The sequence below is a fragment of the Nostoc sp. genome (genome assembly GCF_036917575.1).
Lineage (GTDB): Bacteria > Cyanobacteriota > Cyanobacteriia > Cyanobacteriales > Nostocaceae > Nostoc.
The window spans coordinates 109,262-130,429 of the sequence record NZ_JBALDC010000039.1; the positions used below are offsets into that span (position 1 = coordinate 109,262).

Annotated in this window: 23 protein-coding genes and 2 tRNA genes; 13 read left to right on the plus strand and 12 right to left on the minus strand. The window is 40.8% G+C overall.

All coding sequences use genetic code 11. The features are described 5' to 3' along the window. Window positions 1–38 precede the first annotated feature (38 nt). Window positions 39–311, plus strand: coding sequence for a GlsB/YeaQ/YmgE family stress response membrane protein (locus V7K79_RS09160; protein WP_335046801.1), 273 nt, complete (start codon window positions 39–41; stop codon window positions 309–311). 317 nt (window positions 312–628) lie between these two features. Here the strand turns inward: V7K79_RS09160 and V7K79_RS09165 are convergent, their stop codons facing one another. Further along, window positions 629–1,795, minus strand: coding sequence for a nucleotide-binding protein (locus V7K79_RS09165; protein ID WP_335046803.1), 1,167 nt, complete (start codon window positions 1,793–1,795; stop codon window positions 629–631). Between the two features lie 230 nt (window positions 1,796–2,025). On the opposite strand from V7K79_RS09165, the gene V7K79_RS09170 reads away from it, so the two are divergent. Then, a complete protein-coding gene (locus V7K79_RS09170; RefSeq protein ID WP_335046805.1) occupies window positions 2,026–2,856 on the plus strand; it encodes a metallophosphoesterase in 831 nt (276 codons plus the stop codon). Window positions 2,857–3,074: 218 nt separating this feature from the next. Then, window positions 3,075–3,908, plus strand: a complete 834-nt coding sequence (locus tag V7K79_RS09175; RefSeq protein ID WP_335046806.1) for a metallophosphoesterase — start codon at window positions 3,075–3,077, stop codon at window positions 3,906–3,908. Window positions 3,909–4,173: 265 nt separating this feature from the next. Here the strand turns inward: V7K79_RS09175 and V7K79_RS09180 are convergent, their stop codons facing one another. From V7K79_RS09180 to V7K79_RS09195, 4 genes are all read right to left on the minus strand, one after another. Further along, window positions 4,174–4,941: a hypothetical protein gene (locus V7K79_RS09180; protein ID WP_335046808.1), complete on the minus strand. Its 768-nt coding sequence runs from the start codon at window positions 4,939–4,941 to the stop codon at window positions 4,174–4,176. Between the two features lie 296 nt (window positions 4,942–5,237). Then, the gene (locus tag V7K79_RS09185) at window positions 5,238–5,747 is read right to left on the minus strand and encodes a WD40 repeat domain-containing protein (RefSeq protein ID WP_335046810.1); all 510 of its coding nucleotides are present in this window, start codon (window positions 5,745–5,747) and stop codon (window positions 5,238–5,240) included. A 71-nt stretch (window positions 5,748–5,818) separates the two neighbouring features. Next, a complete protein-coding gene (locus V7K79_RS09190) occupies window positions 5,819–6,787 on the minus strand; it encodes a DnaJ domain-containing protein (RefSeq protein ID WP_335046812.1) in 969 nt (322 codons plus the stop codon). Window positions 6,788–6,910: 123 nt separating this feature from the next. Continuing rightward, on the minus strand, window positions 6,911–7,519 hold the full coding sequence (locus V7K79_RS09195) for a DnaJ domain-containing protein (protein ID WP_335046814.1): 609 nt from the start codon (window positions 7,517–7,519) through the stop codon (window positions 6,911–6,913). Window positions 7,520–7,548: 29 nt separating this feature from the next. Between V7K79_RS09195 and V7K79_RS09200 the strand changes: the two genes are divergently transcribed. From V7K79_RS09200 to trxA, 7 genes are all read left to right on the plus strand, one after another. Beyond that, complete coding sequence (locus V7K79_RS09200) at window positions 7,549–8,637, plus strand: tocopherol cyclase family protein (protein ID WP_335046816.1); 1,089 nt, start codon at window positions 7,549–7,551, stop codon at window positions 8,635–8,637. Window positions 8,638–8,670: 33 nt separating this feature from the next. Then, window positions 8,671–8,744: transfer RNA gene (locus tag V7K79_RS09205), tRNA-Arg, on the plus strand. 260 nt (window positions 8,745–9,004) lie between these two features. Next, on the plus strand, window positions 9,005–9,178 hold the full coding sequence (gene cas2 / locus V7K79_RS09210; RefSeq protein WP_335046819.1) for a CRISPR-associated endonuclease Cas2: 174 nt from the start codon (window positions 9,005–9,007) through the stop codon (window positions 9,176–9,178). Between the two features lie 26 nt (window positions 9,179–9,204). Continuing rightward, the gene (locus tag V7K79_RS09215; protein WP_335046822.1) at window positions 9,205–9,372 is read left to right on the plus strand and encodes a hypothetical protein; all 168 of its coding nucleotides are present in this window, start codon (window positions 9,205–9,207) and stop codon (window positions 9,370–9,372) included. A 382-nt stretch (window positions 9,373–9,754) separates the two neighbouring features. Further along, window positions 9,755–10,285, plus strand: coding sequence for a YdcF family protein (locus tag V7K79_RS09220; protein WP_335046823.1), 531 nt, complete (start codon window positions 9,755–9,757; stop codon window positions 10,283–10,285). 149 nt (window positions 10,286–10,434) lie between these two features. After that, window positions 10,435–11,598: a GuaB3 family IMP dehydrogenase-related protein gene (locus V7K79_RS09225; protein WP_335046825.1), complete on the plus strand. Its 1,164-nt coding sequence runs from the start codon at window positions 10,435–10,437 to the stop codon at window positions 11,596–11,598. Between the two features lie 311 nt (window positions 11,599–11,909). Beyond that, the gene (gene trxA, locus V7K79_RS09230) at window positions 11,910–12,233 is read left to right on the plus strand and encodes a thioredoxin (protein WP_104909616.1); all 324 of its coding nucleotides are present in this window, start codon (window positions 11,910–11,912) and stop codon (window positions 12,231–12,233) included. A gap of 148 nt (window positions 12,234–12,381) precedes the next feature. Here the strand turns inward: trxA and V7K79_RS09235 are convergent, their stop codons facing one another. After that, complete coding sequence (locus tag V7K79_RS09235; RefSeq protein WP_335047049.1) at window positions 12,382–12,975, minus strand: MarC family protein; 594 nt, start codon at window positions 12,973–12,975, stop codon at window positions 12,382–12,384. 209 nt (window positions 12,976–13,184) lie between these two features. Here V7K79_RS09235 and V7K79_RS09240 point away from each other — a divergent pair, with 209 nt between their 5' ends. Next, window positions 13,185–13,997, plus strand: a complete 813-nt coding sequence (locus V7K79_RS09240; RefSeq protein ID WP_335046826.1) for a carbon-nitrogen hydrolase family protein — start codon at window positions 13,185–13,187, stop codon at window positions 13,995–13,997. 160 nt (window positions 13,998–14,157) lie between these two features. Here the strand turns inward: V7K79_RS09240 and fba are convergent, their stop codons facing one another. Further along, the gene (gene fba / locus V7K79_RS09245) at window positions 14,158–15,237 is read right to left on the minus strand and encodes a class II fructose-bisphosphate aldolase (protein ID WP_335046828.1); all 1,080 of its coding nucleotides are present in this window, start codon (window positions 15,235–15,237) and stop codon (window positions 14,158–14,160) included. A 102-nt stretch (window positions 15,238–15,339) separates the two neighbouring features. Here fba and V7K79_RS09250 point away from each other — a divergent pair, with 102 nt between their 5' ends. Then, window positions 15,340–15,519, plus strand: coding sequence for a hypothetical protein (locus tag V7K79_RS09250; protein WP_335046830.1), 180 nt, complete (start codon window positions 15,340–15,342; stop codon window positions 15,517–15,519). A gap of 307 nt (window positions 15,520–15,826) precedes the next feature. On the opposite strand, the gene V7K79_RS09255 is transcribed toward V7K79_RS09250, so the two are convergent. Beyond that, window positions 15,827–16,375 carry a hypothetical protein gene (locus V7K79_RS09255; protein ID WP_335046832.1) on the minus strand — a complete coding sequence of 183 codons (549 nt, stop codon included), beginning with the start codon at window positions 16,373–16,375 and terminating at the stop codon, window positions 15,827–15,829. Between the two features lie 185 nt (window positions 16,376–16,560). Between V7K79_RS09255 and V7K79_RS09260 the strand changes: the two genes are divergently transcribed. Then, the gene (locus V7K79_RS09260) at window positions 16,561–16,698 is read left to right on the plus strand and encodes a hypothetical protein (protein WP_335046835.1); all 138 of its coding nucleotides are present in this window, start codon (window positions 16,561–16,563) and stop codon (window positions 16,696–16,698) included. Between the two features lie 41 nt (window positions 16,699–16,739). Here the strand turns inward: V7K79_RS09260 and V7K79_RS09265 are convergent, their stop codons facing one another. The 4 genes from V7K79_RS09265 to pdhA all read right to left on the minus strand — a co-directional run bounded on the left by V7K79_RS09265 (window position 16,740) and on the right by pdhA (window position 20,728). Then, the gene (locus V7K79_RS09265; RefSeq protein ID WP_335046836.1) at window positions 16,740–18,068 is read right to left on the minus strand and encodes a PAS domain S-box protein; all 1,329 of its coding nucleotides are present in this window, start codon (window positions 18,066–18,068) and stop codon (window positions 16,740–16,742) included. Between the two features lie 520 nt (window positions 18,069–18,588). Next, window positions 18,589–18,660 (minus strand) — tRNA-Lys (locus V7K79_RS09270). 61 nt (window positions 18,661–18,721) lie between these two features. Next, entirely contained in the window at window positions 18,722–19,591 is an 870-nt protein-coding gene (locus tag V7K79_RS09275) for an aldose epimerase family protein (protein ID WP_335046838.1), read from the minus strand. Between the two features lie 102 nt (window positions 19,592–19,693). Beyond that, the gene (gene pdhA, locus V7K79_RS09280) at window positions 19,694–20,728 is read right to left on the minus strand and encodes a pyruvate dehydrogenase (acetyl-transferring) E1 component subunit alpha (RefSeq protein ID WP_335046840.1); all 1,035 of its coding nucleotides are present in this window, start codon (window positions 20,726–20,728) and stop codon (window positions 19,694–19,696) included. Window positions 20,729–21,168: the final 440 nt, after the last annotated feature.

The following is a 21,168-nucleotide window of genomic DNA, read 5'->3' on the forward strand; positions in this document are numbered from 1 at the left end:
TGTAATGTAAGTCGAAAACGTTTACCAACTTAAAAACAATGAATATTCTTGCTTGGATTGTTTTAGGTCTAATTGCTGGTGCGATCGCAAAAGCTATCTACCCTGGTCATCAAGGTGGTGGAATTATAGGAACGATTGTATTAGGAATTGTCGGTGCTTTTGTTGGTGGTAGTTTAGGTGTATTCTTCAGTACGGGAACCTTAGCTCTAGCCGCTCCTGGTTTTAGTATTCCAGGTATTGCAGTAGCAGTTCTTGGTGCGATTGTTGCAGTTTTCTTGTGGAATTTAATAACCAACCGCAGTGCTGTATAAAAAATTGTGATGAATCAATCACAAAGATTTAACAAATTCATTTAACTATTTTTAACTGTGAATTAAATTAAACAAATAGCGCTAGTCTGTCATAAGTCTAGCGCTGTTTTGTCGTTATATCGGTTCTCGGTTGAGTCCAATATAGACTTAACCTCAAGCTTTTTCCATTATTAGGTGCATTATAACGTTCCTTTTAACTTTTCTACCTGTCAGGTTAGAGGAAAATTTCTGTATTAGGCTCAATTTTTGGACAAATATTAGTAAAAATTTTATAGCAAGATTAGCGATCGCTAAGTGCAAACTTATCTTAACAAGTCTTAATTAGCTCTAAGAACTCCTATACCAGCTTCTCTTTCAATATAATCTGCTAAGTTGATAAAATCTTCACGCGGGTAGCATCTTCCCCCAACTAAATCAAAGGCTAATCTACTGCCAGGATTTTCTGGATTTTCGAGTATATGTATACCCCAGTAGTAAAGTAAGTCGCTAGTCCGAATACAAACTTCTTCTGGATCTATACAATGAAATTTTTTATCTATTCTACTAATTTCTTTATAAGCATTAGAATAGACTTGTTTTAAAAGCTTTAAGCGCTTAATACCAGGGTCTTTAAAGTTGTTAACTAATACAAATAAATGAGTTAGATTATTGATTTCACGTATTTTTTTAACAGTATCTTGAATAACTTTACCATGCTTATTTATTCCCAATGGATTGAAGGTTGTTGGGATAATACAATAATCTAATCGCTTAACTAGCTTTAGGGGATTACGCTCTAATGCTGGTGAGCAATCGCAAATTACTATTTGACAGTCACGGGCAGCATCTTCATCCCAATCATTTCCATCAAAAACTTGAATAGTTGTACCTACCCCTTTAGGATTGGGAACAAAAACCCCATCACCTACTAATTTTTGCAGATTTTGTTCTGGGTCTAAATCCACAAGTGCTACATTAAATCCTTGCAGTGCTAATGCTCCTGCTAAATGACCTGCTACAGTTGTTTTTCCTACTCCGCCTTTACAGGTAAAAACTCCAAAATAAACTTTTTTTGGCGTAGTTCCTTCGGGAGGTTCAAGATTCTCTCTACCCCCAATGACGTAATCACCATCAATCCCAACCAACTTATTTTCATGGGCAATCCCACAGCGAATTTTAGTATCTTTACCCCAGGTTCTCATTAATGCCAATGCTGGGCCGCTAAATCCTTTTGTAGTTATGAACCAACCAAAATTAAATTTTTTGCCTTCGTCAGAATCTAAAAAGTCAGCAAACTTTAAAAGCTGTGGTGCTGCTACGTTACTTCTTAGCCATTTCACCTGAACAACACCAACTAGGTTTCCTTTTTTAACCACTAGATCATAGCCAGGTTGATTGGTCTTTGCAGTTTCAACTGTCCAATCTGCTTTATGGAGCAATTTTGCTACGTGCTGCTCAAAGTGGGTAAAATCCTGGATAAATTGTGGCTCTAATAATGACGACATAAACAGCCTTAGACGTTTTGGTTCAACGTGGTAGTATGTAATACAATATACTTTACCCAAATAAACTCACATAATTAACAGCAAAGTTACGTCTGATTTTAACTAAGTATAAATACACTAAAATATACAGCTTTCATAAAATTTTCAATAAGTTGCTCTGGTCGCTACACACAAACCAACAATGTTCAGTTAAGCTGTAAACGCTATGATTGAGCTTTATTGAACGTCTTATGCATTGGTTGTTATCTGGACCGTTGAGTATAGAGAAATTGACGGTTAACATTGCAGGGTTGCCTGCATCGTTACAAGGTAAGAAGCTGGTGCATTTATCAGATTTTCACTACGATGGTTTGCGGCTGTCGGAAGAGATGTTAGAAAAAGCGATCGCACTTACTAACGAAGCTGAACCAGATTTAATTTTATTAACTGGTGACTACATAACTGACGAACCGACGCCAATTCACCAACTGGTACTTCGACTCAAAAATCTCCAAAGTCGCAGTGGTATCTATGCTATTCTTGGCAATCACGATATTTATTACAAACAGGCAAAAGCCGAAGTTACAAAAGCCCTTACTAGTATTGGAATTCACGTCCTTTGGAACGAAATTGCTTATCCACTAGGAAAAGAATTACCACTAGTTGGACTTGCTGATTATTGGTCACGGGAATTCTACCCCGCACCAGTTATGAACCAGCTAAACTCTGACACACCCTGCATCGTTTTATCCCACAACCCAGATACTGCCGAGATTTTACAAGCATGGCGAGTCGATTTACAATTATCTGGTCATACTCACGGTGGTCAAATCGTGATTCCCGGAATTGGTCCTGCGGCGTTGTTTTACGAAAAGCTTGTAAAAAAAATACCCAGAAAAGTGCGGCGTCGATTCCCGTTTTTACAAGTAAATGTTTCTGTAGTCAAGCATTGGGAATGGACGCAGGGTTTGCATCGGCTAGGTAAAAATCAGCTATATGTCAATCGTGGTTTGGGAACTTACCTCCCAGGACGCTTATTTTGCCGCCCAGAAGTTACTATAATTACCCTACAAGGTGAGTAGGTAATTCCAAATTTAAAATCAAATAACGCAATTATAGCAGGTATTCTGGCTAATGAGTGCTTGCAAATTTAGTTAGAACCTGCTTACTTTAATCGGATAATTTAAATCAATGAATTAATTGTATCTGGAGTAGATAACATAAATTATTGCATTTTATCAAGTTACATTTTTATTTTTGGTAAGCTGTAAGCGCTGGTATGAGGAGTATCGGTTGACTTATGCATTGGTTGTTTACAGGACATTTAAGAGTAGATAAAATAACAGTTAAGATTGCGGAACTTCCTGCATCTTTACAAGGTACAACGTTAGTACAGTTGTCAGATTTTCACTACGATGGTTTGCGACTGTCAGAAGATATGTTAGAAAGAGCGATCGCACTTACTAACGAAGCTGAACCAGATTTAATTCTATTAACTGGTGACTACGTAACTGACGATCCTACGCCAATCCGGCAATTGGTGCTTCGACTCAAACATCTGCAAAGTCGCTGTGGTATCTACGCCGTACTTGGGAACCACGATATCTATTACAGCCACTCCAAAGTAGAAGTTACACAGGCGTTAACTAGCATTGGGGTTCACGTGCTTTGGAATGAAATCGCCTATCCACTAGGAAAAGAATTACCACTAGTAGGGCTAGCTGATTATTGGTCACGGGAATTCTACCCCGCACCAGTCATGAATCAACTAGACTCGCTTACACCGCGCATCGTTTTATCTCATAACCCAGATACAGCCAAGATATTGCAACAATGGCGCGTAGATTTGCAACTATCAGGTCATACCCACGGTGGTCACATCGTCATTCCTGGCATTGGGCCTGTAGTACTTTATTATAAAAAGCTCCTAAAACAAATTCCCAAAAAATTACGGCGTTGGGTAATATTTTTCTTAGGAGACTGCTCGAAAGTAGTGCGATATTGGGAATGGGCACAAGGGTTTCACAAGGTAGAAGAAAATCAACTATACGTTAATCGTGGTTTAGGAACTTATAAACCAGGACGTTTATTTTGTCCGCCGGAAGTGACTGTAATTACTTTAATTCGTCATTAGTCATTGGTCATTGGTCATTGGTCATTGGTCATTGGTTTAAATAAAGGATAAAGGACAAATGAAAAATTACAGCTTTCACTGGTCAAAGTGCAATCTAAATACATAAACTCAAAGCAGAAACTTATTGAGCTACAAGACACCTTTACTAAACTTGAAGACCATTAATTTATTGCAATAATGCAGAAATATTACTTAAAAATTTTCCCACTTGGTAATGTTGGCATTTACGACAACATTACCAAGTGGACTGAAAGTTCAGAACTCGTTATTGAGCAGAATCGCCTGTGGTAGAAGAACCGCTATTAGATGTACTGCTTGACTTGTCTACTCCCTGAGGTGTAGTAGTTTTAGAGGTGTCACTTTTCGTACTTGGAGCAACAGTATCAGTAGAACTATCGTTCTGCGAAGTCGGAGTCTTAGTAGTCGGAGTATTAATAGTTGAACTCGTAGCCGGACTTTGTGTTGCTTTCGAGGCTGGCTGGGTTACAGAAGGTGCTTTTTCTGCCGCAGGCTGCTGGGGTGGAATAGTAATGTTAATATCCGGTTGGCGAGGTGTAGACGGAGGTGCAATTTGCTGTTGGGGAACAGGAACAGGAACAGCAACAGGAACAGGGATTTCCTTAGTTGTTTCGATTATTTTCGTTTGTGGTTGAGGAGATGTACTGGGAGTTGGATTACTCTTACTCGGTACAGGAACCACGACGGGCACAGCATTGTTAACTGCTGCGTTATTCTGGTTGAAGTACCAAACCCCACCTATAACCAAACCAAGCAGGGAAGTAATGATAATACCCAACAGCAAACCACCACTAGCATTGTTTTCATCACGCTGGGCTAAATCTGCTTGCTGGTAGTTACGTTCAACATTTCGACCTTGTACGTAACCGTTAGTGTAAGAGTTGGGATTAGCTGTGCTATTTTTGACTGTTTCAGTGGTTTGTGTCAAGTCAGTATGAGTATTACCATTAATATCAGTGTAAGATTCTTGCTTGACTTCACTGTTTTTGATTTCGCGTTTATTGGGAATAGACATAGCGGTTGATTTAACTCCTCAGATTAAAATATTGACTAACTAAAGCTTTGTGAAAACAAAAGGTTTTAATGAACTGAAAATATATGTTGCTGATAAATTTTGAGTCTTATTTGCTACTCAACTGTTGGTAATCTCAGAATAACCTCTGCCCTGAAACAAGTGGCTCTATCTCCAGAGAGTTAATATTTAATCAAGAGAAAGAGTATCCCAAAGATAGATGTTATTAAACTGTCAGTTAATGGATTGATCGAAAAATCTAATAATTTGCTGCAATTCTCTAAATTTTTAATTTGTTTTTATATATCGCATCGCCAAAGCTTAATGGTCATATCTCGACTACCGCTAACCAAAGTTTTGCCATCAGGACTGAAAGCGACAGAGTTAACCCAATCTGAATGGTTATCCAAAGTGTAAAGTTCTTGTCCTGTGTTAACATCCCATAGCTTCACAGTATGATCTGCACTACCGCTAACAAGATGCTGACCATCGGGACTAAAGGCGATCGCACAAATATAGCTGCGATGTCCGGCAAGAGTGTTAATTAGCTTACCTGTACTACTATCCCATAGCTTGATAGTTTGGTCATAACTGCCACTAGCTAAAATTTGCCCATCAGGGTTAATAGCAACACACATCACCCAACCTGAATGTCCGTTAAGAGTTTGCAGCAGTTTGTTACTCTTCAAATTCCACAGCTTAATGGTATTATCCGCACCACCACTGACAAAAATCTGTTGTTTTAGGCAAATAGCAAGGGAATAAACTAAGCCAGAATGACCTTTGAGGACTTCCAGTAATTGCCCCATCTCTATATGGGAAATCTTGATAGTAGTGTCTGTACCGCCACTCAGGATAGTTTGACCATCTGGACTAATGATTACAGAAAAAACTGGAGTTGAATGTACTTTGAGGTCTTGAGTAATTTACCTGTAGACATTTGCCAAATCATTATGCTGCTGTCATCACTGCCACTAACCAGAGTTTGGCTATCTGGGCTAAAGGTTAGGCATCTTACCCATTTGGTATGACTAGTGAGAGTATGTAGTAATTTCCCTGTGCCGAGATGCCAAATCTTGATAGTATTATCACTACTTCCACTAGCCAAAGTTTGCCCATCTGGACTGATTGCAGTTGTAAAAACCCAGTTCAGATGAGTCAGGGTGTGTACACATTTCCAGGGTGAAGGTTGAGACTGTGATTTAGGTGGTGGCGGCGTTGGTGGCTTTAGTGGTTGCGATGTCGGTTGGGGTGGTGGTGGCGGCGTTGGTGGCGTTGGTGGCTTTGGTGATTGCGATGTAGATTGAGTTGGTGGTGACGTTGGTGGCTTTGGCGGCGGTGATGTAGGTTTGGGTGGTGGTGGCTTTGGCGATGTTTTTTTCTGTTTCAGTTCCAGTTCTATGGCATTTTTAAAATCTGACTTGGCTCTATTTTCATATCCTAGTTTCGAGCAAGCAAGCCCTCGGTATTTGTAGGCTTCAAAGTAGTTGGGGTTGAGACGAATCGCTTGGGTAAAGTTTTCAATTGCTTCAGTATATTTTCCTTTTTGAGCTTTCTCCATGCCCAGTTTGTAGAAACTTTCAGCGTTAGATGCAGTGAAATCAATTTTGGTAGAAGTGGAAGCAGATTGATTTGTCTCATTTGGCTGATAAGACTTTAATCTTACATAAGCTTGATTGATTTCTTTGATTTTTTCTTCTGCTTCTAGCTTTTGCTGCGGTTCAATAAAACAATCTGGATGCCAAGTTTTAGCCATCTGGCGGTAAGCTCGCTTGACCTCATCAGCAGATGCACCTGGTTTTAACCCAAAGATATCGTAAATATGATTTATATCGAAGCGATCGCTCATACGATGAATACTAAGAAATCAGCAGCAAATCTTATTACACTTAGTATTCCCAAGTATAAGTATTATCTAACTTCATCCCTAGTATCGCCGTCTGAAGTATTAAACTATATCCGCTCCTTATCTTCAACGCCGATTTAGCCGTAGTAAACTTTTTATTTTCTGACAAAATCTTTCTACCAAAGGTCTAGGTTTTGATACATATCTAGGCGATCGCGATCTACGGGTATTCCCCGGATTTCTTAACTCTTCTTCTATTTGTGCAGCTTTATTTAAATCTGAAGCGGCTCTATATTCATATCCTAATTGTGAGCAAACTAGCCCACGATATTTATATGCATCAACATAGTAAGGATTGAGACGAATTGCATGGGTAAAATCTGCGATCGCATCCTCATATCTGCTTTGTGTAGCATTTTCTACTCCTAAATTATAGAAAGTTTCTGCATCCCAACGATTGACAGATATTTTTGGGGGATTTTTAGGCGAAGATGAAGATGGATTTTCCGGAATAGGAGGCTCAGGTGGAATTTCAGATTTGAGCCTGTTGTAAGCTGCGTTGATTGATTTGATTTTTTCCTCAGCTTCCTGTTTTTGCCTTTGATCGACAAAGCGATCGGGATGCCAAATTTTCACCAGTTTACGGTAAGTTCGCTTCGCCTGTGCTTGAGATGCACCAGGTTTCAGCCCAAGAATTTCATAAGCATCATTAATATCGAAGCGATCGTCGCGCATACTGAAAAAATCGACAATTAGATAAATCTATGTTAACTATTCCTTTAAATTCTCTCCAAACACCCCATTCTGGCTATCACTGGGATGGTAGTAATCGTCGCTTCTTTGAAGGCTGGTATTACCGCGTCACACTGCCGGAAATTGGGCAAACATTCGCCTTTATGTACTCCATTGAAGATCCCATCGGCGGTAAACCTTACAGTGGCGGTGCAGTTCAAATCCTCGGCCCGGATGATCAGTACCTCTGCCGTACCTTTCCTGATGTCAACAAATTTTGGGGTAGTCGGGATGTTTTGGGTTTAGGTCATTGGGGTAAAAATAATTTGCAAGTTTCTCCTTTATACTTACTTCCAGCAGAATTTGAGTATCATGTCCAAGAAGGATATCAAGCTACAGCCACCTTGAATCAGGGAATAATTCGCGAACCCGCCACCAATAATTATTGCCATTGGCAGTATGAAATTCAACCAGTATACGGTTGGGGCAATCAAAATGCCATTCAGCAATCAACCGCAGGCTGGCTGTCATTCTTGCAGATTTTTGAACCTGGATGGCAAATTTTGATGGCTCACGGTTTAGCCAGTGGGAAGATTGACTGGAATGGCAAAATCTACGAATTCACTAACGCCCCAGCTTACGGAGAAAAAAATTGGGGTGGTGCTTTTCCGCAGAAATGGTTTTGGATAAATTGTAATTGCTTCCAGGGCGAACCCGACTTAGCATTAACTGCTGGCGGTGGACGGCGGGGTGTGTTGTGGTGGATGGAATCTGTAGCGATGATTGGACTGCACCATCAAGGCAAGTTTTATGAATTTGTTCCCTGGAATTCACAAGTAGAGTGGGAAATTCAGCCTTGGGGTAGGTGGCAAATGAAAGCTACCAACTCTAGTTATGAAATTGAATTAACCGGAACCACGAATTTACCTGGTACACCTCTACGGGCGCCAACAGCAGAAGGTTTAAGATACTGTTGCCGGGACACTATGCAAGGAAAACTAAATTTAGAGTTACGAGAACTAAATGGGAGAAAATCTCAAATAATTCTAAAAGCGGAAAGTTTTCTTTGTGGTTTAGAAGTAGGCGGCGGCTCTTGGGATAATTATTGGCAGTCTCCCTAAAACTACTGCTATAATTATATATGCTTCGCAGTTGGGGTTGTAGCTCAGTTGGATAGAGCGGACGCCTCCTAAGCGTCAGGTCGTGCGTTCAAGTCGCACCAGTCCCGTTATATTTAGATAATTCATATAAGTAGAAAGACACAAATAAACTTAACTATATGAATTAAGGGCAAAATAGCTAAAAACCTCTTGCCTCCTGCCTTGTCATAATTACAATTATTTATGTCGCTCTACCTATATAGCAATTCATGAGGTAACAGCATTGCCAGTTTGCCTAAGTCCGCATATCCGCAGCTATCTTTAGATTTACTTTATAAATAGCCTCTCAATACCCTTTTTCTCTATTTATCGTTAAATTTCTTCAATTTTGTTTCTTGAAAGTTATGATATTCTTTGTGAGAAGCGACGTAAAAGGGTAGCTAATTTACTGTCAGGTTATGGGCAGCGTGTTCAATATTCTGTATTTAAGTGCTATTTGACTACAGAAAAATATCAAGATTTACGTCGTTGGTTAAGAAAAAAGTTAAAACTTAGGAGATAATTATGGACATTGGAAACTTCTCTTTCTTGACCGCACTCACTGATGAAGATGCTAGCAAAGTCAATGGTGGTTACATTGATTATGATAGCTTTGCGGATTCTACATTTGAATCGTATGCATTTATAGGCAACTTTCTTGATACCGTAGGTTTCGATGGTAGTTCCTGGTATGAAGCAGGTTTGAATTACTTTTAATTCCAGCCCCATCTCTTAATGATTTAGAATCTCTGTAAAGGTTATAATTCTTCTAAAAATTAATTATTTCAGCACTCATAAATATTATGAGTGCTTTTTTGTATTGACATGATGCGTTTGCCCTGGTTAGAACCCTTTGATGAATCGTCCGATATCGGTTAGGATAATCCATCAATTACATCAATTAGAGGAAAAACTCCAAGCACGCTTAATCGCGCTGTTATACGAAAACCAACCAAATTTATATTTGGGCAAATTCTTTAGAAGTTTGCTACTCTACTATGAATTGTTTTTTCTTATATCCAGAGAAAATTGTGTACTAAGTAAATTAAGTTATTGAGCCTTGAATAAGCTAGTCTTTACAAATAAATCTTTTCGTTTTATGGCTTTTGTCCTACCAATAATTACATGGTGGGGATACAAAGAAGTACAAAACCAATTTGTGCAGCCGCAAGCAGTTGTAGTGTTAGGTGGTTCAACGAGACATTTAGAGCGAGAAAAATTTACAGCAAAGTTTGTTCGCGAGCATCCAAATATACCAATTTGGATTACAGGCGGCAGTCCACGTACATTCACCCAAAGAGTGTTTACCAAAGCTGGTGTTGATCCTCAACGTTTACACTTGGATTATGAAGCAGTAGATACAGTTACTAATTTTACTACCTTGGTAGATGATTTGCAAGCTCGTGGCATTAAGAGCGTTTATTTGATTACTTCAGATTTCCACATGCGTCGGGCTTGCGTCATTGGCGAAATTATTTTGGGTAGTCGGGGTATTTATTTAAAACCAGTACCAGTGCCGTCAGAAAAACCCCCTGAATCTATCGAAAAATCTATTCGTGATGGAGCTAGAGCGATTATTTGGTTAGCAACTGGTTACACTGGTGTGGATGCCGTTAAAAATAGACGGTAAATAAAACTAATTTTGGATTTTGACCAATTCAAAATCCAAATGACTAGTGACCGCCGTCACTAGTCACTTAATATAGTTCGGGAAAAAACGCCCCAAATTTTCCCACAATTTGATACCCTAGCTTAAACAGATTTGAGTAAAGTTAAAGCGTGGAAATTCAACTTGGGCGGGGAAAAACAGCTCGCAGAGCTTACGGAATAGATGAAATTGCTCTAGCCCCTGGTAACAGAACACTAGACCCTAGTTTGGCAGATACTAAGTGGCGTATTGGCAATATTGAGCGAGAAATCCCGATAATTGCTAGTGCTATGGATAGTGTAGTAGATGTTCGGATGGCTGTACGTTTGTCACAGTTAGGAGCATTAGGTGTCCTCAACTTAGAGGGTATTCAAACTCGCTATGCCGATCCAGAGCCAATATTAGATCGGATTACCTCTGTGGGGAAAGATGAATTTGTTGCCCTAATGCAAGAACTCTATGCCGAACCAATAAAACCGGAATTAATTGAACAACGTATTCAGGAAATTAAACAACAAGGTGGCATTGCGGCAGTGAGTGCGACTCCAGCCGCTGCAAGTAAATATGGTGAGGTAGTGGCAAAAGCGGGAGCAGATTTATTTTTTGTCCAAGCTACAGTAGTTTCTACTGCACATTTGTCACCAGAATCTTTAGTACCACTTGATTTAGCAGAATTTTGCCGTTCCATGCCCATCCCCGTGGTGTTGGGTAATTGCGTGACTTACGAAGTCACGTTGAATTTGTTGAAAGCTGGGGCGGCTGGGGTACTGGTGGGAATTGGGCCTGGTGCGGCTTGTACTTCTCGTGGGGTATTGGGTGTAGGTGTGCCACAGGCGACTGCGATCGCAGATTGTGCCGCAGCACGAGATGATTACTACAACGAAACTGGCAACTATATTCCGATTATTGCTGATGGCGGTTTAATCACCGGTGGTGATATTTGCAAATGCATCGCCTGTGGTGCTGATGGTGTAATGATTGGCTCCCCTTTTGCCAGAGCCGCAGAAGGCCCAGGACGAGGTTATCATTGGGGTATGGCGACTCCTAGCCCAGTCTTGCCCCGTGGTACTCGCATTCGCGTAGCCACTACTGGTAGCCTCGAGCAAATACTCATTGGCCCAGCAGGGCTAGATGATGGCACTCACAATCTTGTAGGAGCCTTAAAGACTAGTATGGGCACTTTGGGAGTGAAAAATATTAAAGAAATGCAGCAAGTGGAAGTTGTGATTGCACCTTCTTTATTAACCGAGGGTAAAGTTTACCAAAAAGCTCAACAATTAGGTATGGGGAAATAAAATTGCAGACTGGGGACTAGGAAAGATTTATTTTAATTCTAATCCTTAATCTTTCAATAAATTTTTCTGGCCCCCTAAACAATTGCTGGAAAAATCCGATATGTCCCTTACAATAGAGATAGCGGAGACGAATGTTTCCGTTCACTCCTCACACCACACTCCGCCCGGACTACTGTTCGGGCGGTTCCTTATGTTTGTAAATAAAATAAGAGAGCTTCTTAGCAAATGTACATCCTCCCACTCCCAAGCTGAGGTTTTTGCTATGGTAGAATTTTCACCAAGTTCAGATATTATTGGCGAAGGTTTTAGGCATGTCAACAGCCGCACAAGTTACCGATTCTAGTTTCAAGCAAGAAGTACTCGACAGCGATGTACCCGTTTTAGTTGACTTTTGGGCACCCTGGTGCGGACCATGCCGTATGGTAGCTCCTGTTGTCGATGAAATCTCCGAACAGTACAAAGGTCAAATAAAGGTCGTAAAAGTCAACACAGATGAGAATCCGAATGTTGCTAGTCAGTACGGCATTCGCAGCATTCCCACATTAATGATTTTTAAGGGTGGACAAAAAGTGGATATGGTGGTCGGCGCTGTGCCTAAAACTACATTAGCTTCCACTCTTGAAAAGCATCTTTGAAACTCAATCGGCAATAAAATCCTCTTGAGTTATCCATTTTGTTTTAACTTTAAGTTAATTTTCATAAACAAGTTTGAGAGGTGCGAATTTCCTGTCTCTCAAACTTGTTTACATTTGTATACAGTCTAAAAATATTTTTAGGAATTTTCTAGCTCAAAAATAACTCCCTAATTCCCCCACTACCAATTTCTACCGCTAGCGCCGCCAACAGAAAGCCCAAAAGCTGAGTTACAATTACTCCACCTTCTGCACCAATCCACTGCTCAATCAGATTTGCCAAACGCAAAATCAACCAAGTGACAAACATTGCCCCTAATATACCCACCACAACACCAATATGCGGACTCTGTGATTTCGACATCAGTAACATCACCGTCGTCAAAGTCCCCGGCCCCGCTAGTAACGGTAAAGCTAGCGGTGTAATTGCGACATCACGTCCTTCTTCAATAATCGGCTGATCTAATTCTCCCCGCAGCATTTGCAAAGCAATTAACAGCAACAATAGTCCTCCTGCTACTCGCAAAGAGCCGATACTGATTTCCAAATAATTTAAAATTACTTGCCCTGCAAAGGCAAATAGCAAAAGAACTGCGATCGCAATGATAATTGCTTTATCTATAACTTTGTTTCTTTGGTCTGGCATCATGCCCTTAGTCAAAACTAAAACAATTGGTATATTGCCCACTGCATCTGCCAGAATAAACACAGCGATAAATGTTTGAATGAGAATAGGAATATCCACAGCAGGTAGCTTTAATCGGAGTTTAATCACAACCTAATCTTAATCTTGCTCAGTTTGCTAGAACCCAGAGGAAGATTAAGATCAGCAATAAAACAAGGCTGTAAAAAAAAGCAACACTTACACATTTCTAATTAAGTTCCACAGATTTTGAAGTAGCGATATATTTTGATAATCTATCTTCCATAAATCAACTGTTCATTGTTGAATCTATGAAGTCTTATTTAGCCGCCGCTATTCAATTGACCAGTGTGTCCGATTTACAGAAAAACTTGGCACAGGCAGAAGAATTAATAGAACTTGCCGTGCGTCAAGGTGCTGAATTGGTAGGTTTGCCTGAAAACTTTTCCTATATGGGAGAAGAAAAAGATAAACTCGCACAAGGTGATGCGATCGCTCTTGAAAGTGAAAAATTTCTCAAAAAAATGGCTCAACGCTTTCAAATTACCATCTTGGGCGGCAGTTTCCCACTTCCTGTAGATAATACAGGCAGAGTTTATAACACTACTTTACTTATCGACCCCAGTGGTCAAGAGCTTGCCCGCTACTACAAAGTACACCTATTTGATGTTAATGTCCCTGACGGCAACACCTACCGCGAGTCCAGCACAGTTGTGGCGGGTACGCAACTACCCCCCGTATATTTTTCAGAAAAGCTCGGTAATTTAGGGCTTTCTATTTGTTATGATGTCCGATTCCCAGAACTGTATCGTCATCTGGCAGATAAGGGAGCCGACGTTATCTTTATTCCCGCCGCTTTTACCGCTTTTACAGGTAAAGACCACTGGCAAGTACTACTACAAGCCAGAGCCATCGAAAATACCGCCTACGTCATTGCTCCCGCCCAAACGGGCAATAACTACGCCCGTCGTCTAACCCACGGTCACGCGGTCATTATCGACCCTTGGGGTGTAATTTTAGCCGATGCTGGAGAAAAACCGGGAATTGCGATCGCAGAAATCAAGCCCACTAGGCTCGAACAAGTCCGGCGTCAAATGCCCTCTTTACAGCATCGGGTATTTTAGCTATTGGGGAGCAGGGAAATAACTAATACCCAATGCCCCATTCCTAAACCTGAATGAATAAAATAAAAAACCGGGTAAATACCCGGTTTCTGACAACATTAAAACCCTCTATTTTTGAAGAGCATAGCTGTACTGTGCCCCAATTTATTTGTTGTCAAAATTAAACTTTAGCCGCTGATTTGGTAACAACGTTAAGTTCACCTTTAGCATACTTAGCAGCAAAGTCTTCCAAAGAAATTTGCTTAATCTTACTAGCGTTGCCAGCTGTGCCAAATTGCTGGTAGCGTTCAGCACAAACCTTCTGCATATATGTAATGGAAGGCTTGAGGAAGTGACGGGGGTCAAACTCCTCTGGTTTCTTAGCCAAAGCTTCACGCACAGCAGCAGTAATTGCCAAACGGTTGTCGGTGTCGATGTTTACTTTACGTACACCACTCTTAATACCTTTTTGGATTTCTTCTACAGGTACACCGTAAGTTTCAGGAATTTCACCACCATATTGGTTAATCAGTGCAAGTAAATCTTCAGGTACAGAAGAAGAACCGTGCATTACCAAGTGGGTGTTAGGCAGACGGCGGTGAATTTCTTCAATGCGGCTGATAGCCAAAATTTCCCCAGTCGGCTTGCGGGTAAACTTGTAAGCACCGTGGCTTGTGCCAATGGCAACAGCCAAAGCGTCTACTTGGGTTGCTTCTACGAAGTCAACAGCTTCATCAGGGTCGGTTAGCAGTTGTGAGTGGTCGAGTGTACCTTCAAACCCGTGACCATCTTCAGCTTCACCAGCACCAGTTTCTAGAGAACCCAAACAACCGAGTTCACCTTCAACGCTGACACCCAGAGCATGAGCTACGTTTACAACTTCGCGGGTAACATTGACGTTGTACTCGAAGCTAGCGGGAGTTTTCGCATCAGCTTCTAAAGAACCATCCATCATCACGCTGGTGAAGTTGTTCTTAATCGCTGAGTAGCAGGTAGAAGGTGCATTACCATGATCTTGGTGCATGACAATGGGAATATGAGGATAGGTTTCTACGGCTGCCAAAATCAGGTGGCGTAGAAAGTTTTCTCCTGCATAATTACGAGCGCCGCGTGAAGCTTGTAAAATCACGGGGCTATCTGTCTCGACAGCAGCCTTCAGGATCGCCTGAATCTGCTCCAAATTGTTAACGTTGAAAGCTGGGATGCCGTAACCGTTTTCAGCTGCGTGATCCAATAGCAGCCGCAGTGGTACAAGCGCCATAAATAGTCCTCCTAATGTGGTTGTCAGCTAGTTTGTGTGAAAGAAGCGTAATAATCACGCTAAATCTTAAGAGTTTTTTCAACTTATAGGAAATTATAACTAGTGTCGTGTGTCTATGTTGAAAAAGTTTACGCCATCGTTATTATAAATGTGTTCTATACTGCTGTACTATCCGCCATAGTTGCTCTGTATTGCTGTACATTTAGTTACCCTACAGCTAGTAGCTTTGGTAGCCCAGTATCCAAAATTGGTCATTTAAAAGCGATCGCACCTTGGCTTTAAAAATCTGATCGATAAGCGATCGCTTTAAGCTAAAGGCACTAACTTCTGGCAAATGCTCTGAGGATGTTTTCTCCTGAGTGCTGCATTTGGGATTAGATTATGCGTCGCTTATGGAATTAATGAAATTTTACCCGAAACGGGCGATGTCTCACGACAAGCCGCTTTGGGTCTACACTCTGACTGCAATTAAAAAGAGTATAGGCGTAGCCCGTTGTAGACATCGCATAAACACTTAGGTAAGGTACGTTAACTTTCTTCGTAATGTACCCTAACAAATCCAGCAATTATACTGATATTAATCAGTTTTCTATGAACGGCTAATACGATAGGTAAGTGTATAGTCCCAGGTAGACCAATTACTACCCTCTTTTTTGGACATTATCCAGGTTCTCTCTTCACGGGAGGGTCCTGTGGAGGAAATGTCTAATTCGGTAGTACCCAGTAAGTCATCTTTATGTAAATTAGCAAAAATGCCTCCTACGGCTGTAGCTGCTGAAAGTATGGTTCCCGCAATAGCTCCTTGTGAACCTGTTGTTGCTATAGCACCTGAAATAGCAGTACTAATCTGTTCAACTGTCTGACCGTATTTACTCCAGTCTTTTCCAAAATCTTCGTCGTAAGCTTTTAGTCCGCCTTTGACGCTTTGTCCTTGTGGGATTTCGCCCTCAAATAAAACGGCTTGGTCTGGTTTGAAAGATTTCCTTTGTTTATCATTGATTTTAAAAGGAGTTGTCAGAATTGCCTTGGTGGTTTGTCCTCCAACCAAACCACCCACGAGATAAAAATCGTCAGCACCGGTTACATCTTCGGTATCTCGGCAATAAACGTCAACTAATTCGACTTTTACCTTTGTCATAAATTTCTTGGTCTGTTGTGTTTGGTGTTGTGTTCAGAATGGCACTCTGTTAATAAAAATCTGAATGCCTTTTTCAGTTATTCACCTTCACCCCGTATTTAAATAACCGTAAAATCACTGAAATCCGCTAATAAGTAGTTAATTTCTCTTAACCTGTAATCTTTTTTTATCTTCAGCAAAAAGCGATGTCTACGACGGGCTACGCCTACGCTCATGTGAGAATTTTATTCCCCAGAGCGATCGCATTCACAATTTTTTTGATAGCGATATATCTAGCCTCGACTTTTATCTTCAAAGACTTACTAAGTCTTCAAATTCAGTAGACCGAAAAGTTCTGTATTAAAGTAAAATTAGATACCTAAATTTATAAAACATTGTTTATACAGTTATGTCGAATCGGGATCTCAATCACAAACTCGGTTTCCCGATCGGGTATGGAATAGCACCGCAATGAGCCATTATGCTTCTCGGTAATAATCTGGTAGCTAATCGACAACCCCAATCCAGTCCCCTTGCCAACTGGCTTAGTGGTAAAGAATGGGTCAAACAATCGTTCTTGAGCGAATTTTGGGATACCTTGACCGTTATCTACAATCCGAATCTGTACATGATGTGAATCAAGCATCTTAGTGCAAATCAGAATTTGACTGGGCTGTTGCTCAATCTCGCTAAATGTACGCTGTAAATCTCGTTCTTCAAGGGCATCGATTGCATTGCAAATGATATTCATAAATACCTGGTTCAGTTGAGAAGCCTTGCACTCAACCAATGGTAGGTTGCCATAATTCTTAACCACTTTAATTTCCTGGTCAAACTTGCCTTTCAAGCGATGCTGTAAAATCATCAGCGTACTATCAATGCCCTCATGAATGTTGACCTGTTTAATCTCAGCTTCGTCCATACGAGAGAAGTTCCGTAAAGAGCGGACAATCGTTTGAATCCGCACTGCTCCAACTTCCATTGAGGAAAGTAACTTGGGCAAATCTTCTAGCAGGAAATCTAGGTCGATCTCTTCGCTTTCGGACTGGATTTCCGCCACTGGACTGGGATAATGCTTTTGATACAACCGCAGCAGTCTTAATAGGTCTTGAATATACTCATTGGCAGGCTTGAGGTTGGCATAGATAAAGTTTACTGGGTTATTAATTTCATGCGCTACCCCAGCGACTAACTGCCCTAAACTAGACATTTTCTCATTTTGCACTAGCTGAGTTTGCGTTCGCTTCAGTTCAAGTAAAATAGTTTCCAACTCAGTTGCTTTCTGACGCAGCTGAGCTTCCGACTCTTGCAAAGCTTTTTCAACTTGTTTACCAGCACTGATATCACGAGCAATTTTAGAGACACCAATGATTGTACCTGTCGGATTTTTAATCGGAGAAATTGTCAGCGAGATATCAATCAGTGTCCCATCTTTGTGTTGACGCACGGTTTCAAAATGTTCAACTCGTTCTCCTTGCCTCAATTTCTGAAGAATTTGGGCTTCCTCATTGATGCGATCGGTAGGAATAATTATTGTCCCAGGTTGACCAAGTACTTCTTTTACCTTATAGCCAAATATTCTTTCTGCACCAAGATTCCAGCTAATAATTACTCCATCTAAAGTTTTGCTGATAATAGCATCCTCAGAGGACTCTACAATTGCCGCTAGGCGAAACAAAGCTTCTTCAGCTTGCTCGCTTGTAAAATTTTCCATATTAATTTACTTCTTAAATTAATAGATAAAGGGCATACCCAAATTCTTGACTATTGTCTGTTTCAAATACTCTTTTTTTGTTCCTATAAAAGGAAAAGAGTTAGCTTTACACAACTTTAATTAGTATTCCCTTAAGTATTAAATAATTAACATCTAAGTTTTTATGATTTAAATATTATTAATGTATAATTATAGTTGTGTTTCTTCTTAAGAACTACAAGATAATACGGACAAAAGTATCTATCTAACAGCGAACAATGATAAATCAGTATCTACAAGCCGCGATCGCACAAGTAACTGTAAAATCACCGAAATAGGCAGACAACTCAGTTAATTTCGATTAATTTGTAATCTTTCTTTTATCTTCAGCAAAAAGCGATGTCTACGACGGGCTATTCGGCGTCGCTCATCCAAAAATTTTTTATTCCCCAGAGCGATCGCATTCACAATTTTTTGATCGCAATATAGCTAGCCTCGACTTTTATCCTCAAAGACTTAGCAAGCATTTTTTTATTGAATATGGGTCGCCCGGGATTCGAACCCGGAACTAATCGGTTAAAAGCCGAGTACTCTACCGTTGAGTTAGCGACCCTTTCGCTGCTTTTCGCAACTTTGCCATCATAGCATATATGTCTGTAGATTTGTAAAGGAGTTTAGAAAAAATTAGCAATCAACCTGACAGATGCTGTATGGCTAGCTCCTGGTGCTAACACAGTCAGGTTATCACCAGTATTAAGAGAGTTACGGGTGGCACTCCACGGTTCTAGACAGTAGAATTCTTTGCCTTTGACTGTCCAAAATACCAGGTAGGTAGAGAAATCATCATAATCCAAGGTGAGTTTTAACTTACGGCTACGATCTATCGCAGTGGCCGATTGACTCGTTAGCTGTCCAAAGGCAAAATCAATTTCATCACGGCTAAAGTCAAAATTGCCGTCAAAATAGTGAAATTCCTTAGTTTGATTATCTTGATACTGCTTAGAGGGAATTTCAAGCTCTAACTGAGTTTTATCACCACAGAGAAAGTAGGGATGGAAACCAGCTGAAAAGGGCATTGGTGTAGATGACAAGTTTTTATACTGCTGGCGGACTTCTAAGATATTACCTTGAAGTTCGTAGGTGAAAGCCAGTTGAAAATCAAAAGGATAAACAGCCTTAGTTTGCTCATTGCTATTCAGAACGACAGTCAGGCTAGCTTTATCTTTAGTTTGTTGTTCTGTTGCTTTCCACGGCAATTCACGAGCAAAACCGTGTTGTTTGAGAGTATATTTTTGCCCGTTATAAGTGTAAGTATTATCTGGTAGATTGCCACAAATAGGAAACAAAATTGGATTTCCACCTCTGACACTCAACTGAGGATCAGTAAAACGTTCAGTATCCATGTAGAAAATTTCTTGCCCTTGAATGCGCCAACGGGTGATTATCCCACCGCGTTCAGGTACGACTTCCAATTGAGAACCAACGGCTTCGTCAGAAAGAATATAGGTTTTGTACTGTTGCTGTTGAATGGCAATGCTAAACACAAATTTTAGTCCTGGGATTAGGGATTAGGGATTGGGGATTGGGGATTGGGGATTGGGGATTAGGGATTGGGGTTAAAATAACTCTTTCCCAGTCCCCATAATTTATTCGTCTTCTGCAAACACGAAACGATATAACTCGCTGGGGTCTGGTTCAGGGCTGCTTTCGGCGAACTTAACCGCCTCGTCGATTACATCCTGAATTTTACGGTCAATTGCTTTGATTTCTCCCTCATCCGCCAGGTTTTGCTCTAGCAAATAAGCTGCCAACTTTTTAATTGGGTCACGGGCGAACCAAAATTCTTTCTCCGCTTTGCTTCGCATTTCATCTGGGTCAGCCAAGGAGTGACCCCGGAAGCGGTAAGTAAGCGCCTCAATTAATGTTGGGCCTTCACCTGCACGGGCACGGGCTACAGCTTCTTGAGCCACGGCTCGGACTGCTAGTACATCCATGCCATCTACTTCCACGCCCACCATGTTAAATACACTGGCTTTTTTATAAATCTCTGGCTGGGAAGTGGCTCGTTCGTGAGACATCCCAATAGCCCACTTATTATTTTCCACTACAAACAGAATTGGCAGTTTCCATAAGGCTGCCATATTTAGGGTTTCAAAAAACTGACCGTTATTAGCTGCACCGTCGCCAAAAAAGCAAGCTGTAACTTGGTCAGCATTTTTATCTTTCAGCACTTCGCGGCGGTATTTGGTTTGAAAAGCCGCTCCGGCTGCTACAGGAATTCCCTCAGCCACAAAAGCATACCCACCGAGCAAGCGATGTTCGGCAGAAAACATGTGCATGGAACCACCGCGCCCTTTGCTGCAACCTGTGGCTTTACCAAATAATTCTGCCATTACCTCTTTTGCTGGTACACCCGCACTCAGAGCATGAACGTGGTCGCGGTAGGTACTGCAAACAAAATCTTCACCTGGTCGCATTGACTGCACAATACCACTGCAAACGGCTTCTTGACCGTTGTACAAATGGACAAAACCAAACATTTTGCCTCTATAGTACATTTCAGCGCATTTGTCTTCAAACAAGCGCCCTAATACCATGTCCTCATAAAACCGTAACCCTTCTTCCTTAGTAATTTGCGTAGTAGCAGGATTAAAAGTGGGTAAAGTACGCTCTTGAACCATTATTTTTGAGTATCCCTGTTGTACAACTTAAAGTTACGGTCTTAAATAAGTTGGTCTGATAACACCTCAGCTTTTAACAGGCTAGCGTTTATAAGACTCAACAATCAAACTTTATTTATGCACCAAAAAAGGGTCTTAGGGAACAGCTGAATTTTTAATTTTGCGGAAAGTCTGAGCTAAGGCTTCCTTATATCAGAACTTTGCAAGACAGATTTTTAACTTTTCAGCTCATACCCCGTGAGGATTTGACTTTAACGGCAATATCTGCCGCTTTAGGTTTTCTCTCTTATTGAAACAGTGGTGATTGCTGAGTACCGTTAGCGTCAGCGGAGCGTTTAGCCCGTGCTGAGTAAAAAGTAAAATTTAGACCGATAAGGCATCAAATCAGTTAGAAGTAGTAAGTACTTAGGAAAAGATTCACAAATACTACGTCTTACTCA

Bases quoted from the DNA above. Each gene is read 5' to 3' on its own strand.
- V7K79_RS09160 (WP_335046801.1), top strand. From the start codon at position 39: ATGAATATTCTTGCTTGGATTGTTTTAGGTCTAATTGCTGGTGCGATC.
- V7K79_RS09165 (WP_335046803.1), bottom strand. From the start codon at position 1,795: ATGTCGTCATTATTAGAGCCACAATTTATCCAGGATTTTACCCACTTT.
- V7K79_RS09170 (WP_335046805.1), top strand. From the start codon at position 2,026: ATGCATTGGTTGTTATCTGGACCGTTGAGTATAGAGAAATTGACGGTT.
- V7K79_RS09175 (WP_335046806.1), top strand. From the start codon at position 3,075: ATGCATTGGTTGTTTACAGGACATTTAAGAGTAGATAAAATAACAGTT.
- V7K79_RS09180 (WP_335046808.1), bottom strand. From the start codon at position 4,941: ATGTCTATTCCCAATAAACGCGAAATCAAAAACAGTGAAGTCAAGCAA.
- V7K79_RS09185 (WP_335046810.1), bottom strand. From the start codon at position 5,747: ATGGGGCAATTACTGGAAGTCCTCAAAGGTCATTCTGGCTTAGTTTAT.
- V7K79_RS09190 (WP_335046812.1), bottom strand. From the start codon at position 6,787: ATGAGCGATCGCTTCGATATAAATCATATTTACGATATCTTTGGGTTA.
- V7K79_RS09195 (WP_335046814.1), bottom strand. From the start codon at position 7,519: ATGCGCGACGATCGCTTCGATATTAATGATGCTTATGAAATTCTTGGG.
- V7K79_RS09200 (WP_335046816.1), top strand. From the start codon at position 7,549: ATGTTAACTATTCCTTTAAATTCTCTCCAAACACCCCATTCTGGCTAT.
- V7K79_RS09220 (WP_335046823.1), top strand. From the start codon at position 9,755: ATGGCTTTTGTCCTACCAATAATTACATGGTGGGGATACAAAGAAGTA.
- trxA (WP_104909616.1), top strand. From the start codon at position 11,910: ATGTCAACAGCCGCACAAGTTACCGATTCTAGTTTCAAGCAAGAAGTA.
- V7K79_RS09240 (WP_335046826.1), top strand. From the start codon at position 13,185: ATGAAGTCTTATTTAGCCGCCGCTATTCAATTGACCAGTGTGTCCGAT.
- fba (WP_335046828.1), bottom strand. From the start codon at position 15,237: ATGGCGCTTGTACCACTGCGGCTGCTATTGGATCACGCAGCTGAAAAC.
- V7K79_RS09255 (WP_335046832.1), bottom strand. From the start codon at position 16,375: ATGACAAAGGTAAAAGTCGAATTAGTTGACGTTTATTGCCGAGATACC.
- V7K79_RS09260 (WP_335046835.1), top strand. From the start codon at position 16,561: ATGTCTACGACGGGCTACGCCTACGCTCATGTGAGAATTTTATTCCCC.
- V7K79_RS09265 (WP_335046836.1), bottom strand. From the start codon at position 18,068: ATGGAAAATTTTACAAGCGAGCAAGCTGAAGAAGCTTTGTTTCGCCTA.
- pdhA (WP_335046840.1), bottom strand. From the start codon at position 20,728: ATGGTTCAAGAGCGTACTTTACCCACTTTTAATCCTGCTACTACGCAA.